Annotated in this window: 16 protein-coding genes; 11 read left to right on the plus strand and 5 right to left on the minus strand. The window is 66.4% G+C overall.

The annotated features are described in order from the left end of the window. Window positions 1–18 precede the first annotated feature (18 nt). Together AC04PT_RS10660 and hemF are read left to right on the plus strand one after the other, a co-directional pair. Entirely contained in the window at window positions 19–819 is an 801-nt protein-coding gene (locus tag AC04PT_RS10660; RefSeq protein ID WP_482873665.1) for an SDR family NAD(P)-dependent oxidoreductase, read from the plus strand. A gap of 124 nt (window positions 820–943) precedes the next feature. Continuing rightward, entirely contained in the window at window positions 944–1,834 is an 891-nt protein-coding gene (gene hemF / locus AC04PT_RS10665) for an oxygen-dependent coproporphyrinogen oxidase (RefSeq protein ID WP_482873666.1), read from the plus strand. 25 nt (window positions 1,835–1,859) lie between these two features. Here hemF and AC04PT_RS10670 read toward each other — a convergent pair whose 3' ends face one another. After that, window positions 1,860–2,411: an rRNA large subunit pseudouridine synthase E gene (locus AC04PT_RS10670; protein ID WP_482873667.1), complete on the minus strand. Its 552-nt coding sequence runs from the start codon at window positions 2,409–2,411 to the stop codon at window positions 1,860–1,862. After that, complete coding sequence (locus AC04PT_RS10675) at window positions 2,408–2,857, minus strand: nucleoside deaminase (RefSeq protein WP_482873668.1); 450 nt, start codon at window positions 2,855–2,857, stop codon at window positions 2,408–2,410. Before AC04PT_RS10675 ends, AC04PT_RS10670 begins: the two co-directional genes overlap by 4 nt. Window positions 2,858–2,908: 51 nt before the next feature. Between AC04PT_RS10675 and AC04PT_RS10680 the strand changes: the two genes are divergently transcribed. From AC04PT_RS10680 to dtd, 9 genes are all read left to right on the plus strand, one after another. Next, window positions 2,909–3,691: a pseudouridine synthase gene (locus AC04PT_RS10680; RefSeq protein WP_482873669.1), complete on the plus strand. Its 783-nt coding sequence runs from the start codon at window positions 2,909–2,911 to the stop codon at window positions 3,689–3,691. A 210-nt stretch (window positions 3,692–3,901) separates the two neighbouring features. Then, window positions 3,902–4,090, plus strand: a complete 189-nt coding sequence (locus AC04PT_RS10685) for a hypothetical protein (RefSeq protein ID WP_482873670.1) — start codon at window positions 3,902–3,904, stop codon at window positions 4,088–4,090. Next, on the plus strand, window positions 4,090–4,968 hold the full coding sequence (locus AC04PT_RS10690; protein ID WP_482873671.1) for a 5-bromo-4-chloroindolyl phosphate hydrolysis family protein: 879 nt from the start codon (window positions 4,090–4,092) through the stop codon (window positions 4,966–4,968). The genes AC04PT_RS10685 and AC04PT_RS10690 overlap by 1 nt, the downstream gene beginning before the upstream one ends. A gap of 21 nt (window positions 4,969–4,989) precedes the next feature. Further along, window positions 4,990–6,189, plus strand: a complete 1,200-nt coding sequence (locus tag AC04PT_RS10695) for a toxic anion resistance protein (protein WP_482873672.1) — start codon at window positions 4,990–4,992, stop codon at window positions 6,187–6,189. A 5-nt stretch (window positions 6,190–6,194) separates the two neighbouring features. Continuing rightward, a complete protein-coding gene (locus tag AC04PT_RS10700; protein ID WP_482873673.1) occupies window positions 6,195–7,142 on the plus strand; it encodes a DUF2927 domain-containing protein in 948 nt (315 codons plus the stop codon). Between the two features lie 16 nt (window positions 7,143–7,158). Next, a complete protein-coding gene (locus AC04PT_RS10705; protein WP_482873674.1) occupies window positions 7,159–8,286 on the plus strand; it encodes an SPFH domain-containing protein in 1,128 nt (375 codons plus the stop codon). Window positions 8,287–8,383: 97 nt separating this feature from the next. Next, a complete protein-coding gene (locus tag AC04PT_RS10710; protein ID WP_482873675.1) occupies window positions 8,384–9,511 on the plus strand; it encodes a TFIIB-type zinc ribbon-containing protein in 1,128 nt (375 codons plus the stop codon). 251 nt (window positions 9,512–9,762) lie between these two features. Beyond that, window positions 9,763–10,674: a carbohydrate kinase family protein gene (locus AC04PT_RS10715; protein WP_482873676.1), complete on the plus strand. Its 912-nt coding sequence runs from the start codon at window positions 9,763–9,765 to the stop codon at window positions 10,672–10,674. Next, window positions 10,671–11,114 carry a D-aminoacyl-tRNA deacylase gene (dtd, locus tag AC04PT_RS10720; RefSeq protein WP_482873677.1) on the plus strand — a complete coding sequence of 148 codons (444 nt, stop codon included), beginning with the start codon at window positions 10,671–10,673 and terminating at the stop codon, window positions 11,112–11,114. The genes AC04PT_RS10715 and dtd overlap by 4 nt, the downstream gene beginning before the upstream one ends. A 131-nt stretch (window positions 11,115–11,245) precedes the next feature. Here the strand turns inward: dtd and AC04PT_RS10725 are convergent, their stop codons facing one another. The 3 genes from AC04PT_RS10725 to AC04PT_RS10735 are packed head-to-tail and all read right to left on the minus strand — an operon-like array spanning window position 11,246 to window position 15,953. Continuing rightward, window positions 11,246–12,427: an HlyD family type I secretion periplasmic adaptor subunit gene (locus AC04PT_RS10725; RefSeq protein WP_482873678.1), complete on the minus strand. Its 1,182-nt coding sequence runs from the start codon at window positions 12,425–12,427 to the stop codon at window positions 11,246–11,248. Then, window positions 12,424–14,598, minus strand: coding sequence for an ATP-binding cassette domain-containing protein (locus AC04PT_RS10730; RefSeq protein WP_482873976.1), 2,175 nt, complete (start codon window positions 14,596–14,598; stop codon window positions 12,424–12,426). The genes AC04PT_RS10725 and AC04PT_RS10730 overlap by 4 nt, the downstream gene beginning before the upstream one ends. Window positions 14,599–14,627: 29 nt before the next feature. Then, a complete protein-coding gene (locus AC04PT_RS10735) occupies window positions 14,628–15,953 on the minus strand; it encodes a TolC family protein (RefSeq protein WP_482873679.1) in 1,326 nt (441 codons plus the stop codon). Between the last annotated feature and the right edge of the window lie 109 nt (window positions 15,954–16,062).

Genomic DNA, 16,062 nt, shown 5'->3' on the forward strand with positions numbered 1-16,062 from the left:
GGGAATCAGGAGTGAGACATGGGTTTCTCGATCGAAGGCAAGACCGCCATCGTGACCGGTGCGGCCAACGGCATCGGGCTGGCCATCGGACGGCACTTCCTCGACAAGGGCGCCAATGTGGTCTTTGCCGACATGGACGAGGACCGGCTGAAGGATGAGCTGGGCAGCACCGCCGACGAAGGTCCCGCGCGGTACTTTGCCGGCGACCTGAGACAGCGCCTGACGCTGGCCAATCTGCTGTCGGCCACCATCGACGCCTTCGACCGGGTCGATATCCTGGTAAACGGCAGCCGGCAGATCATGACCTCGGACCCGCTGGACATGGACGACGAGAGTGTCGAGCAGCTGTTGCAGCAGAACCTCATGACCTCGCTTCGGCTGTCGCAGCTGGTGGCGAAGCGGATGATCAAGCAGGGCGAGGATCAGGAGGACGGGCAGCTTGGCTCGATCATCAACATGTCGTCGATCGCGGCGCGGCGGACGCATCCCGAACTGCTGGGCTATTCGGTCTCGACTGCCGCGCTCGACCAGATGACGCGGTCGATGGCGGTTGCCCTGGCCCCCAACCGCATCCGGGTGAACGCGGTGGCCTTCGGGTCGGTTATGTCCGCCAGCCTGAAGGGCGCGCTGAAGGACAACAGCGAGTATCGTGAGGATATCGAGGAACATACGCCGCTGGGCCGGATCGCCGCCCCCGGTGAGGTCGCCGAGGCGACACAGTTTTTGGCCTCGGAGGGCGCGGGCTTTGTCACCGGTCAGATCATCACCGTAGACGGCGGCCGGACCTTGCTTGACCCCGTGGGCGCCCCGGCGCATTGATCGCGCGAGCGAATTCGGGCTGAGCGGGTCGAGGGGCTGTCTGCCCTGTTGGCCCGCGGCCTCACCCCCGAAAGCAATTGCGAACGGAAGAAGGCCCGGGGTGAGCGCAGTAAGGGGATCTGGAATGGACGACTTCGAGACAGAGAAAGCCCGCGCGGCGGCATGGTTCCGCGACCTGCGCGACGGGATCGTGGCAGCATTCGAGGCATTGGAGGACAGTCACGACGAGGGCCCGTTCACCGAGATGGCGCCGGGCCGGTTCGAGGTGACGGAGACCACGCGTGTGGCCGACGACGGATCGGACGCAGGCGGCGGGCTGATGAGCGTGATGCGCGGCGGCCGGGTGTTCGAGAAGGTGGGCGTGAACGTGTCCACCGTCTATGGCGAGCTGGGCGATGCGGCGCAGAACGCAATGGCGGCGCGCAAGGGCCTGCCGGGGATGAAGGAAGACCCGCGGTTCTGGGCCTCGGGAATTTCGCTGGTGGCGCATATGCGCAACCCGCATGTGCCAGCGGTCCACATGAACACGCGGATGTTCTGGACGCCGCATGCCTGGTGGTTCGGCGGCGGGTCGGATCTGAACCCCTGCATCGAGTACGACGAGGATACGGCGCATTTCCACGACGTGCAGCGGGCGCATCTCGACCCGCACGGCGAGGCGGAATATCCGCGGCTGAAGGCATGGGCGGACGAATATTTCTACATCCCGCATCGCAAGCGGGCGCGCGGCGTCGGCGGCATCTTCATGGACGACCGCAACACCGGCGACTGGGAGGCGGATTTCGCGCTGACGCAGGACATCGGCCGGGCGTTCCTGCCGGCCTATTTGCCGCTGGTCGAGAAGCGGCGGATGATCGCCTTCACCGACGCCGACAAGGAGGCCCAGCTGATCCACCGCGGGCTCTATGCCGAATACAACCTGGTCTATGACCGGGGGACGAAATTCGGGCTGGCCACCGGGCACGATCCGGACGCGGTGCTGATGTCTCTGCCGCCCTTGGCGAAATGGGTGTGATGGGGGTGCCGGGCTGAAGCCCGGCCTACGGGCCGTCGCGCCATTCGCCCGGCCGCAGACCGCCGAGGTGCCATTCCCCGATCCGCGCGCGGATCAGGCGCAACGTGGGGTGGCCGACGTGGGCGGTCATGCGGCGGACCTGCCGGTTCCTGCCTTCGGTGATGGTCAGCTCCATCCAGCAATCGGGGACGGACTTGCGGAACCGCACCGGCGGGTCGCGGGGAAAGAGCGGGCTGGGTTGGTCGATGCGGCGGACCTTGGCGGGGCGGGTCTTGCCGTCCTTCAGGGTCACGCCCCGGCGGAGCGCGTCGAGTGCGGCGTCGTCGGGCAGGCCCTCGACCTGCACCCAGTATGTCTTGGGCTGCTTGGCCTTGGGATGCGCGATACGGTGTTGCAGCCGGCCATCGTCGGTCAGCAGCAGAAGGCCTTCGCTGTCGCGGTCGAGCCGGCCGGCGGGATAGACCTTGGGCACGTCGATGAAATCCGACAGCGTGGCGCGGGAGCTGCTCTCGGTGCCCTTGTCGGTGAACTGGCTGAGCACGCCAAAGGGTTTGTGGAACAGGATCAGGCGGGTCATCGGCGGCCCCGGAAGAAAGCCTTCAGCAGCGCCTCGGCCTCGCCCGCGGCGATCCCGTCATAGACTTCCGGGACATGGTGCGCCTGGGGGTGGGTGAAGACGCGCGCACCATGGGCGACCCCGCCCGACTTGGGATCGGAGGCACCATAGTAGAGACGGGCGATACGGGCGGCGGCGATAGCGCCGGCGCAGATGGCGCAGGGTTCCAGCGTGACATAGAGGGCGTGGCCGGGGAGGCGTTCGGATCCCAGCGCGGCGCAGGCGGCGCGGATTACGAGGATCTCGGCGTGCGCCGTGGGGTCGGACAGCTCGCGCGTGCGATTGCCGGCCTGCGCCACCACCCGGCCGCCCGTATCCACCAGCACCGCGCCCACCGGCACCTCGCCGCGTGACGCGGCGGCGCGGGCCTCGGACAATGCCGTTTCCATGTGCGATCTGAACACCATGGCCCCTCTTGCCCGCTTGCGCGGCCCATGACAACGCTCTAAGGCTCGGCCATGGCTGACAAGACACCCCAGGGCGACCGCATCGCCAAGGTCATCGCCCGCGCCGGCATTGCGTCGCGGCGCGAAGCAGAGCGCATGATCGAGGCCGGGCGGGTCAAGGTCAACGGCAAGAAGATCGACCGGGCAGCATTGAACGTGACCGATGCGGACAAGGTCGAGGTCGACGGCAAATCCTTGAACGCGCCCGAACCGGAGCGCCTCTGGCTCTATCACAAGCCGACCGGGCTGGTGACGACGCACAAGGATGAACAGGGGCGGCCGACGATCTTCGACGATCTGCCGGAAGACCTGCCACGGGTGATGAGCGTCGGGCGGCTTGACCTGAACTCGGAAGGGTTGCTGCTGCTGACCAATGATGGCGGCGTGAAGCGCAAGCTGGAGCTGCCTTCGACCGGCTGGATGCGCAAGTACCGGGTGCGCGTCAAGGGCCGCCCGAGCGATGCGGCGCTTGAGCCATTGCGCAAGGGCATCAACGTCGAGGGCACGGATTACCAGCCGATGATCGTTTCGATCGATCGCCAGCAGGGCGCGAACGCCTGGCTGACCGTCGGGCTGCGCGAAGGCAAGAACCGCGAGATCCGCCGCGCGATGGAGAGCATCGGCCTGAGCGTCAACCGCCTGATCCGGGTGTCCTATGGCCCGTTCCAGCTGGGCCAGCTGAAGCCCGGCGAGGTGCAGGAGGTGCGGCCGCGCATCCTGCGCGATCAACTGGGGCTGGAGGGCGCCAAACCCGACCGGCCCAAGGTGACGCGCCCGCCGCGCAAACGGCGCTGACCGGCGCAGTTTGCCGCGCATGCGCGACAGGCGCCGGAACCGGTACCCGGACCGACCCGTTGACCCCTTGTAGATGGCAAGCGCGGCACCCGACCGGTTTCGACCTCCGGGGCCCTGCTGTCGGGGCTTGCGAGCATCAGGGTCAGGACGCCACTGGCGGCGGCCGTGCGGATGACCTATCTTGCGTGCGAAGGCAAAGGGGAAGTGAGCATGATCCGGATCGTCACGCTGCTGTTGCTGGCCGCGGTCGTCGTCGCCGTGGGCGCGGTTGTCGTCGCCGTCTGGTCAAGCGGCAAAGACAGCCGACAGGGCAAGCTGACCAACGTTCAGAAGATCGCCTATGTCTGCCTGTTGGCGGTGATGGGCGGCGTCACCGTCGGCTGGCTGGGGGTGGACTGATGGCACAACGGTATGGCGGCGCCTACAGCCCCGGGGGCAAGACCCCGCAGGGCCGGGACACCAAACATCCGCGGGTGACGGTCAGCCCTACCGGCGCGCGGTCGAACCTGCTGTTCGCTCCCGGCGCGCTGCTGGCCTTTACCTCTTTCGGCGGCGGCCCCGAGGGACTGGCGCTGGGTTTGGCCGGGGCGGCGGTGTGGACACTGGCGGCCTGGCTGACGCGCGAGGGGCTGAAGGCTGAGGCGGCCTATCACGAACGCAAGGTGGCACGGCGCCCTGCCCTGCCGCGCAAGATCCTCGGGTCGTTTCTGGTTGGCGGCGGCATGGTGCTGGCCGGGCTGTCCAAGGATCTGGGCCTGACCGCAAGCGCGCTCTACGGGGTGATCGCGGCCGCGTTGCACATCACCGCCTTCGGGCCGGACCCCCTGAGAAACAAGGCGCTGGAGGGCGTTGACGAGTTCCAGCAGGACCGTGTTGCCCGCGTGATCGACGAGGCCGAGGCGCATCTGCAAGCGATGCGGGCCGCCATCCGCCGCGCCGAGGATCCGCGTCTCGAGGCGCGGGTGGAACGGTTTCAGCAGACGGTTCGGGAAATGCTGCGCACGGTGGAGGAGGATCCGCGCGATCTGACTTCGGCGCGCCGCTACCTGGGCGTTTACCTGATGGGCGCGCGGGACGCGACGATCAAGTTCGCCGACATTTATGGGCGCGACCGCGACGCAGCGGCGAAATCGGATTACCTGATGCTGCTGACTGATCTGGAAGAGAACTACACCGCCAAGACCCGCAAGCTGCTGGACGACAGCAACGCGGACCTGGCCATCGAAATCGACGTGCTGCGCGACCGGTTGCAGCGTGAAGGGGTGCGGCTCGACTGAGCCCGGAAAGCGAGGGAAGACATGTCCGAGAACGTGAGACAGAAGGCAGAGCAGGATCTGGCGCAGGTGCAACAGGTCACCGCCGTGGTACTGCCCGAACCCAAGGAGGCAAACGCCATCGTGCCGCTGGAGCAAGCCGACCCCGACCTGAGCACGGAGATCCGCCAGCGGATGGACGAGATCGACATGGAGGACACCAACTCCATCGTGTCCTTCGGTTCGGCCGCGCAGGCCGAGTTGCAGGAAATCAGCCAGTCGATGCTGCAGGACGTTCGCAACAAGGATGTCGGGCCTGCGGGCGACTCCCTGCGTTCGATCGTGACGACGATCCGGGGGTTCTCGGTTTCTGAACTGGACGTGCGTCGGGAACGCTCGTGGTGGGAAAAGCTGCTGGGCAAGGCCGCGCCCTTCGCCAAGTTCACCGCCCGTTTTGAAGAGGTGCAGGACCAGATCGACCGCATCACCGACAACCTTCTGAGCCATGAGCACAAACTGCTCAAAGACATCAAGTCGCTGGATATGCTCTATGAAAAGACGCTGGCCTTCTACGATGAGTTGGCGCTTTATATCGCGGCCGGCGAGGAGAAGCTGAAGCAGCTCGACAGCAAGGACATTCCGGCCAAGGAGGCCGAAGTCAACGCCGCGCCCGAGGATCAACAGGTGATGAAGGCGCAGGAGCTGCGCGACCTGCGCGCCGCGCGGGATGACCTTGAACGCCGGGTGCATGACCTCAAGCTGACGCGGCAGGTGACAATGCAGTCCCTGCCCTCGATCCGGCTGGTGCAGGAAAACGACAAGAGCCTTGTGACAAAGATCAACTCTACCCTGGTCAACACCGTGCCGCTTTGGGAAACCCAGCTGGCGCAGGCGGTGACCATCCAGCGGTCGTCCGAGGCGGCAGCCGCGGTGCGCGAAGCCAACGACCTGACCAACGAGTTGCTGACCGCCAACGCCAAGAACCTCCGCGAAAGCAACAAGGTGATCCGCGAGGAAATGGAGCGCGGTGTCTTTGACATCGAAGCGGTGAAGCAGGCCAATGCCGATCTGATCGGCACAATTCAGGAAAGCCTGCAGATCGCCGACGAAGGCAAGGCGCGGCGGGCCAAGGCCGAGGAAGAGCTTCAGAAGATGGAGGCCGAACTGCGCGACACGCTGGCCTCGGCCAAGGCCAAGAAGACCGGGCTGGGCGATACCGCCGGCACGTCCGTTCCGGCGGCGTGACCTGAATGCGCGGATGGCGGGCATGGCTGGCAATTGCAAGCGGCGCGGGTTTCCTCGCCGCCTGTGAACCTCTTGACCCAGTGCCCGTGCCGCCGGAGCGTCCCGTCACGCCGACACCGCCGCCGGCGGCGGTCAGCGAACCCTCCGAACGCAGTCTGCAACTCGCCGCCTATTACGGCAAGGTCGAGACGCAGCTGGTGGCGCAGGGACTGTTGCGCACCGACGGTGGCGGACCGGATACCCAGTTCAGCCGCCGCATGCTGATCGAGAACTTCGAGCGCATCGCCTTCTATGACGAATACCAACGCGGCGGCGGGCTGACCGCTGCGTCCGAATCGCAGAGCCGCCTGAAACGCTGGGGCCAGCCCATCCGCATGGCGGTCGAGCATGGTTCGGGCGCGTCCGAGGCGCAGAAAGCCACTGACCGGCGCGAGGTGGCACGTTATGCGGCGCGGCTGTCACGTCTCAGCGGGCACCCGATCTCGATGTCGCAGGCCAATCCGAACTATCACGTTCTCTACATGTCCGAGGACGATGCCGGCACCCTGCCCGCCCGGATCAAGGCCATAGTGCCGGGGATCAATGACAACGCGCTGGGGATTTTCCGAGATCTGCCGCGCTCGATCCATTGCCTGGTGATCGCCTTCTCGTCGCAGCCCGGCGGTCACGAATATGCGCAGGCCATCGCGCTCATCCGTACCGAGCACCCGTCGCTTCTGCGAAAGTCCTGCGTGCACGAAGAGCTGGCGCAGGGTCTGGGGCTGGCGAACGACAGCCCGCGCGCCCGGCCGTCGATCTTCAACGACGACGACGAATTCGCGCTGCTGACCTCGCACGACGAGCTTCTGCTGAAGATGCTCTACGACCGCAGGCTCCGCGCCGGCATGACCTGGGAACAGGCAAAACCGATTGTCGAAACGATTGCCGACGAGTTGATCGGCGGACCGACGTAACCAAGGGAGAGACCCGATGGGTATTTTCGATTTTCTCAGCGGCCAGTTCATCGACGTCATCCACTGGACCGACGACACCCGCGACACCATGGTCTGGCGGTTCCAACGCCACGGGCACGAGATCAAGTACGGCGCAAAGCTGACGGTCCGCGAAGGCCAGGCCGCGGTTTTCGTGCACGAAGGGCAGCTGGCGGACGTGTTCACCCCCGGGCTCTACATGCTCGAGACCAACAACATGCCGATCATGACGACGCTGCAGCACTGGGATCACGGTTTCCGGTCGCCCTTCAAGTCCGAGATCTACTTCGTCAACACCACCCGTTTCACCGATCTGAAATGGGGCACCAAGAACCCGATCATGCTGCGCGACCCCGAGTTCGGCCCGACCCGCATCCGCGCCTACGGCACCTATGCGGTCCGGGTGAAGGACCCGGCGCTCTTCATGACCGAGATCGTCGGCACCGACGGCGAATTCACCATGGACGAGATCAGCTTCCAGATCCGCAACATCATCGTGCAGGAGTTCAGCCGCGTGATCGCAGGCTCCGGCATCCCGGTGCTCGACATGGCCGCCAACACCGCCGACCTGGGCAAGATGATCGCCGCCGAGATCAGCCAGATCGTCGCCGGCTACGGGCTGGAGATCCCCGAGTTCTATATCGAGAACATCTCGTTGCCGCCCGCCGTGGAAGAGGCATTGGACAAGCGCACCTCGATGGGGCTGGCCGGTGATCTGGGCAAGTTCACCCAGTATTCGGCGGCCGAAGCGATGACCAAGGCGGCCTCGAACCCGAACGGTGGCGGCGGCATGGGTGCCGGGCTTGGCATGGGGATGGGCATGGCGATGGCCAACCAGATGTCAGGCCAGATGTCAGGCAACGCGGGCCCGTGGGGTCAGCAGCCTGCGCAGCAGCGCGCCGCACCACCGCCGCCCCCGGTCGAACACGTCTGGCACATTGCCGAGGCGGGCGAAACCAAGGGCCCCTTCTCCAAGGCCAAGCTGGGCCGCATGGCCACAAACGGTGAGATTACCCGCGAGACCTATGTCTGGACCGCCGGTCAGGACGGCTGGAAGCGCGCCGAGGACGTGCGGGAACTGGCGCAGCTTTTCACCATCCTGCCGCCGCCACCGCCCGGCGCCTGAGCCGTCCGGTCCTTCTTCGGTTCTGCAAATATCCCGGGGGAGAACGCAGTCCGGGGGCAGAGCCCCCTTCCGCCCCGAGCCTTGAAAGCCCGCCCGCATGACCGACACCTTCGATCCGCCCCCCGCCCCGGCCCCAGAGGACGAGCATCGCTTTCCCTGCGACGTCTGCGGCGCCGACATGCGGTTCGACCCGGCCACCGGCGGGCTGACCTGCGACCATTGCGGCAACACCGCGGATATTCAGACCGGCCCCTGGGGCGGTGCCGCGCTGAAGGAGCTGGACTTCGAGACCGCGCTCGCGCAGCGCCTGCCGCAGGAGGAAATCGAAGTCACCCGCGTTTCGACCTGCCCCAACTGTGGCGCGCAGGTGGAATTCGACGCCGAGGTGCATGCCCGCGAATGCCCGTTCTGCGCCACGCCGGTGGTGATCGACACGGGCACCCACCGACACATCAAGCCGCGCGGCCTGCTGCCCTTTGCGCTGGTCGAACGCGACGCCCACAAGGCGATGAACGACTGGCTGGGCAAGCTCTGGTTCGCGCCGAACGGCTTGCAGGAATACGCCCGCAAGGGGCGGAAGATGAGCGGCATCTACGTCCCCTACTGGACCTTCGATGCCGATACGAAAAGCAGCTATCGGGGCCAGCGCGGCACCGTCTATTACGAGACCCGCACCGTCACCCGCAACGGCAAGCGGGTGCAGCAGCGCGTCGCCAAGGTGCGCTGGCGTTCTGTCTCGGGCCGGGTGGCGCGGTTCTTCGATGACGTGCTGGTGCTGGCCTCACGTTCGCTGCCCAAGCGCTACACCGACGCGCTGGAGCCCTGGGACCTGGCGGCGATGGAGCCTTACCGCCCCGAGTTCCTTGCCGGGTTCCGCGCCGAGGGCTATTCGGTCGAGCTTTCCGAGGGGTTCACCGAGGCCCGTGCCCACATGGACGCGATGATCCAGCGTGACGTCAAGTTCGACATCGGCGGCGATCGTCAGCGGATCAGCGCCATCGATACCCAAGTCAGCGACATCACCTTCAAGCACATCCTGCTGCCGGTCTGGCTGGCCGCCTATAAGTACCGCGGCGAAACCTACCGCTTCGTGGTCAATGGGCGCACCGGTCAGGTGCAGGGCGAACGGCCTTATTCCAAGATCAAGATCGCTATCGCCGTGATCATTGGGCTGATCATCGCCGCCGGGCTGGGATATCTCTGGGCCACCACCCAGCAGCAATAGGCTGGCGCGCCGTCCGGGCGCACCAGCGCGTGCAAGCTTATCCCGAACCGATTGCCGCAGGACCCTGCCAACTTGCTCCCTCAGCCCACAAGGTTGGCGGGTGCTCCGGCATCCACTAGTATGCCACAGATCGATCCCTCATGCCGGTGTGCGTCCGCGACCTTGCGCCACAGGTCCGGCAAAGCCTTGCACCACAGGCCAGCTTACGGCATGTTAGCGCAAACAATCCACCCTTGGACGGGAAGTTCCACATGATCCTCTGCTGCGGCGAAGCCCTGATCGACATGCTGCCCCGCGAATCGACGCAAGGCGAGCCCGCCTATGCGCCGCATACCGGCGGCGCGGTCTACAACACCGCCATCGCGCTCGGTCGTCTGGGTGCGGCGGCCGGATATTTCGGGGGCCTGAGCACCGACATGTTCGGCCAGTTGCTGGAAGCGGACCTCGTCGCCTCCAAGGTGGACACCGTGCTGGCGCCGCGCAGCGACCGGCCCACGACGCTGGCCTTCGTGACGCTGACCGACGGCCATGCCTCCTATGCCTTCTATGACGAAAACACCGCCGGCAGGATGCTGGCGCAGGATGACCTTCCCGCGCTGCCCGAAGACGTGACCGCCCTGTTCTTCGGCGGCATCAGCCTGCCAGTCGAACCCTGCGGCGAAACCTATGCGGCGCTGGCCGCGCGTGAGGCCGGCGACCGCCTGATCATGATCGACCCGAACATCCGGCCCGGCTTCATCCGCGACGAGGCCCGCTATCGCGAAAGGCTCGACGCAATGCTGGGCCAGGCCGACGTGGTCAAGGTTTCCGACGAGGACCTTGCCTGGATCACCGGGGATACCGATCCGGCGGCACTGCTGGATCGCGGCGTCGGCCTGGTGCTGATGACGCGCGGCGCCGAGGGCGTGCTGGCGATTTCCCGCGATGGCACGCTCGACATGCCCGCGCACAAGGCCACCGTGGTCGATACCGTGGGTGCCGGAGATACCTTCAACGCCGGCATGCTGGCCGGGCTTGAACAACAAGACCTCGCCACCAAATCGGCCTTCGCCGCCGCGCGGCTCGACGATTTCCGCCCGGCGATCGATCTGGGAATGCGGGCCGCCGCGGTCACTGTCAGCCGCGCCGGAGCAAACCCGCCCTGGGCCGGGGAACTGGCATGAGGGCGCTGCTGCAACGTGTCACGGGGGCAGAGGTCGCCGTCGATGGCGAAGTGATCGGCCGATGCGGGTCCGGCCTGATGATCCTTGTCTGCGGCATGCAGGGCGACACCGGTGCCGAGGCGCAGAAGCTTGCCGCCAAGGTCGCGAAACTGCGCATCTTCACCGACGACAACGGCAAGATGAACCGCGCCATCACCGATACTGGCGGCACCGCCCTTGTCATCAGCCAATTCACGCTCGCCGCCGACACCAGCCGCGGCAACCGCCCCGGCTTTTCCGCCGCCGCCGCGCCGGACCAGGGCGAAGCGCTCTACCTCGCCTTTGCCGAGGAACTGCGCGCGCTGGGTGTCGCCACCGAAACAGGCCGCTTCGGCGCCGATATGAAGGTCAGCCTCACCAACGACGGCCCTGTCACCATCTGGCTCGACACCGAAAACTGACCAATCGCTTCATCTTGCCGGGAAAACTCCCGCCGGAGGCGCCTGCCGCCACCGCAACTTCTGCAATGACGGGCTCGCATCTGATCAGGCTCCGGAACCCTGTGCGCCGCAGGCGCTCGATTTGACAGGTCTCAGCGCTCGCGCAGGGCCTCGCGGCTCTTGTAAAGCGGCTTCATCAGGTATTGCAGCACGGTGCGCTCACCGGTGTGCAACTCGACCTGCGCCTGCATGCCAGGGCGGATCTCGATCTGCGCCTGACGGTCGGTCAGCGCGACCATGTCGACCCGCAGCGTGACCTTGTAGAAGGGGTCCTGTTCGCTCTCGCGCACGCGGTCGTCCTTGAAGGTATCGGCAGAGATGAACTCCACCCGCGCCTTCAGCGTGCCGTAGATGGTGTAATCATACGCCGACAGCTTCACCGTCGCCTCCTGCCCGCGGCGGATGTTGGCAATATCCTCGGGCGGCACCCGGGCCTCCACGAACAATTCCTCGTCCAGCGGGATGATCTGCAGGATCTCTTCGCCGGGCCGCACCACCCCGCCGATGGTGGTGACACCCAGCTTGTTCACCACGCCGTGCATGGGTGAGCGCAGGATGGTCCGGTTCAGCTGATCCTGCGACGCCTTGAGGTTCTGTTTCAGCGTCGCCAGCTCCTTCAGCGTCTCCGAGTAACTTTCGGCCCGCTCCAGCTCGGTCTGGGTGACCACCTCGTCGAAGCGGATCTTGGCGTCGGCATGGGCCTTGCGCGCGCGCGTCACCTCGATCAGGGCAACGACCTCCTTGGCAAGCATGTTCTCCATCAGGCGCAATTCGCTGGCGGATTGATCCATCACCTGCTTGGCGCCCTCGCGCCGGCTGCGGAAGTCGCTCTGCCGCGCTGCCAGCAAGGCGCGCTCCGAGGCCACCATCTCGGGCAGCCGCGCCAGCAGGTCGTCGGGGGCCGTGAAGGCATCCGACCCCGCCAGTTCGGCCTCGAGCCGGATGCGGCGGACTTCGAGCGCGGCGATCTGGTCCTGCAGGTCGTCCACCGAGGACTGGAACTGCGTGGTGTGCAGCCGCGCCAGCATGTCGCCCTGCATGACGACGTCGCCCTCCTTCACCATCAGCTCGGCCAGGATACCGCCCTCAAGGTTCTGGATGATCTGCGGCCGCGACGACGAAATGAATTCGCCATCCGCGCGCACGATTTCGTCGATCCAGGCAAAGGCCGCCCACAGGACGAAGGCCAGCACCGTGGCGGCACAGAGCCAGATTGTCAGCGACGGCCCGCGGAGCCGATCCTCCATCTGTCCGGCCAGGTTCGTCGTGCTCATGCCCGCGTCCCCCGCGTCGTTGCCAGATGCTCCAACACCTTGTCGCGGGGCCCGTCCACCGCCAGCCGGCCATTCTGCAGCACCATGGTGCGCGAGGCCAGCGTCAGGATCGGCACGCGGTGCGTGGCAATCACCGCCGTGCGCCCCTCAAGCCATGTCTCCAGCCGCGAGATCAGCGTCTTCTCCAGCGTCTGATCCAGGGCCGCTGTGGGTTCGTCCAGCAGGCAGACCACCGGGTCCTGCAACCACAACCGCGCCCAGCCAATCGACTGGCGCTGGCCGATCGACAGCCCGGCCCCGCCATCGCGGATCTCGAGGTCCAGCCCCCGGGAATGGGTCTTCACGAATTGCCCCAGCCCGGCGAAGTCCAGCGCGGCGAAGATCCTTTCATCGTCCTGCTCGAGTTGGCTGAGGTTGAGGTTGTCGCGCAGCGTGCCTGAGAACAGCCGCACCTCCTGCCCCAGATAGCCCACCCCGCGCCGCACATCCTTGGGCGCGATCTGCCCCATGTCGGTGCCATCCAGCAGGATGCGGCCCGATGTAGGCGCGTAGAGCCCGCTCATCAGCTTCAGCAGCGTCGACTTGCCCGAGCCGTTTGCGCCCAGCACCGCGATGATCTGGCCGGGACGGATGCCGACGCCGGGGACGTCCAGCACCGCCGGCGCGTCCTCGTCATAGCGATAGGTGACCTCGCGCAGCTCGAACCCACCTTCGAGCCGGTCCCGGCGCAGGTAGCTGCGATCGTCGGCCGCGTCCTGCGGCGCCTGTGCGATGGTGTCGAGCCCGTCCAGCGCTGCCTTGACGTTGCCCCAGCGTGCCATGGTGGCGGCAAGCTGCGTCAGCGGCGCCAGCGTGCGGCTGGTCAGGATGCCGACGGCAATGATCGAGCCCACGGTAAATTGCCCGGCGAACACCAGGTAGGTTCCGGCTATCACCGCGCTTACATAGGTTGCCTGCTGCACGCCCTGCGACCAGAAGGTCAGGGTCGATGACAGCTTGCGCTGATCGGAGGACTTCAGCGATTGCAGCGCCGTCAGCTCAGCCCAGAGGCGGCGAAACCGGTCCTCGCCGCGTTGCGTCTTGATGGTGTCCAGCTCGGCCACCGCTTCGTGCAGCAGACGCGACGACCGGGTCGAAGCGCCCTGCATTTCCTGCGTCAGCCGGATCATGCGCTTTTGCAGGAACACCGAGGGCAGCACCATCAGCACGCCGCCCAGCACCAGGACCCAGACAAGGCTGCCGCCGATCGAGCCCACCAGCAGCAGGAAGACGAAGATGAAGGGAATGTCGGCCACCGCGCCCACGGTCGAGGCTGTGAAGAACTCGCGCACCGACGAAAACTCGCGCATCGAGGCGAAGAGTTGCGAGGGCGAGCGCCCCGCGATGTCCGAGCGCATCCCCAGAAGGCGGTTCATCAGCAGCGTCTGCACGTTCATCTCGATCTGGCGTCCCGCACCGTCGATCAGCCGCGCGCGGGCGATCTTCAGCCCGGCTTCGAGCAGCAGTGCAAGCCCCGCGCCCGCGGCCAGCACCCAAAGCGTCGATTGGCTCTGATGCGGAATCACGCGGTCGTAGACCTGGAGCGAGAACAGCGCCACCGCGACCGCCAGCAGGTTGGCCACGAACGACCCCACCGCGACTTCGGCAAAATAGCGCGAGAACTTCGGGAACTGCCCCCAGAACCAATGCGTCCGGGGTCCGCCTGTTTCATGGCCACGCGCGACCTCTGCCAAGGGCGCTTCGGCGCGAACCAATTCGCCGGCGAAGTAGGCCTGAAACTCGGTCAGCGGAACCGAGGCGCGGTTGCCGGAACACGAACTGTCGTAAACCGTCAGGCCGTTGCCCTCTTGCGCCAGCACCAGCACCCATTGCCCCGAGGTCATCTCGGCCAGCGCGGGCCACAGGTCAGGCGTCAAGGCCTGCGTCGACTGTGCCGTGGCCAGCAGGCCGGTCGAGGCCATCGCTTCGGCCAGCGCGGCGGCCGTCACCTGCCCGTCGGGGCCCATGCGTCCGGCCAGCGCCTGTTCGATGTCCAGCGCGAGCACCTCGCGGCCCAGAAGCCCGGCGTAGGTCCGTGCCAGCTTTGCGCGGTTTTGAATGCGTTGGTCGTGATCGGCCTTGGCCGGGCCGGGCGTGTTCGCAGGGGTCTTCACCGCACGCAAAGCGGCCATCTTCGGCGCGACCGATTTCAGCCAGCGGCTCAAATGTCGGTTCCGTCGGCCAGCAACCCGTAATCACGTGCCATCTCGATCTGCACCCGGGCAAGATCGTATTTCAAGGCAATCGCGGTCTGGCTCTGCTGGGCCCAGGTTTCATAGACGCCGACCACGTCCATCACCTTGCGGGCGCCGCCCTTGTACTGGGCCTGGAACAGATCGAGGTTGCGCTTGGCCTGCCGCGTCAGGTTGTTGGCCTCGACCAGTTGCAGCGCCAGCGCGGTTTCCTTCTGGCGCAACGCGGCCATGCGACGGCGGGCGTCCTCACCGGCCTGCGTGACTTGGCGTTCGGCAGCGTCCTTGGCGGCGTCGATGGCCTGCAGGCTGGCGCCGGTGCCCAGACCCAGAAGCTGATCGGCGGCTACCGTCAGGCCGCCACTGGTACTGCCCGACCCGGTGATAGAACCGCTGGCCTTTAACCCGGGCAGATGACCGGCGCGCGCGATGCGGGCCTGGGCGATCTTGCGGTCACGGTCGGCGGCGGCCTTGAGCACCGAGAGCGGTTCGGCTTCGCCGGCGTCGACGTGCATGGCCGGCACGCCACGGATTTTGTCGAGCGGACGCCCGGCCATGGCCTGCAACTCGGCCAGCGCGGCGCGGGCATCGGCCAGTGCGGCCTCGCGCTGGGCCCTGATCTGGGCAAGTTTCTGGCGGATGACGTTCAGGTCGGAGCGGTCCGACACACCGCCCTCGACCCGCTGCGCCATGACCCATTCGAAATGGCCCATGTCTTCGAGCGAGCGGTCGGCTGTTTGGGCCGTTTCGCGCCCTTCTTCGGCGGCAAGGTAGAGCGTCAGCGCCTCGTGCACCCGGGCGTTGGTGTCCTCGGTCAGGGTAACGGCGGAATATTCGACGTCATGGGCGGCAAAGTCGCGCTCGGCCTTCTTGCGGCCGTTGTCAAAGAGCACCTGTTCGACCAGTAGCGAGGCCACGAATTCGCCCATCGAGCTGAGCGACAGGTTCGGCCCGATCGAGGGCAGCCAGTTCTTGGCTGCCGCCTGCGCCCGCAGCCGGGCAGCGCGCAGGTCGGCCTCGGACGCGCGCGCCGACGAGGCCATCACCGCCGCCGAGACCCGACCGTAGGGCGACACCGGATCAAGAATGCTGCGCCGCTCTTGCAGGGTCGACACGATGGTCGAGGGCGCGCCCTGGGTCATGGCGGCCTCTTCCGTGGTGATCGCCACCGGCTTGGGCAGGAAATCGCCCTGCAGGAAGCGGCTCACGACATTGCCGTCGCCGCCCGGACCAAAGCCCAGGCGCGCCTGCAAACCGCCACAGCCCGATACCGCCAGCATCGCTGTCAGCAGCAATGCCGCTCGTGCCCTCTGATGGTTGCCCCGCCTCATACGCGCACTGCCTTTCGCGCTTCTGTCTTTTTGTCGGTGGAGGACGCGGTCGTTGCCGCGCCCCCGTCATCCT

Source organism: Litorisediminivivens sp. KMU-197, assembly GCF_056858395.1.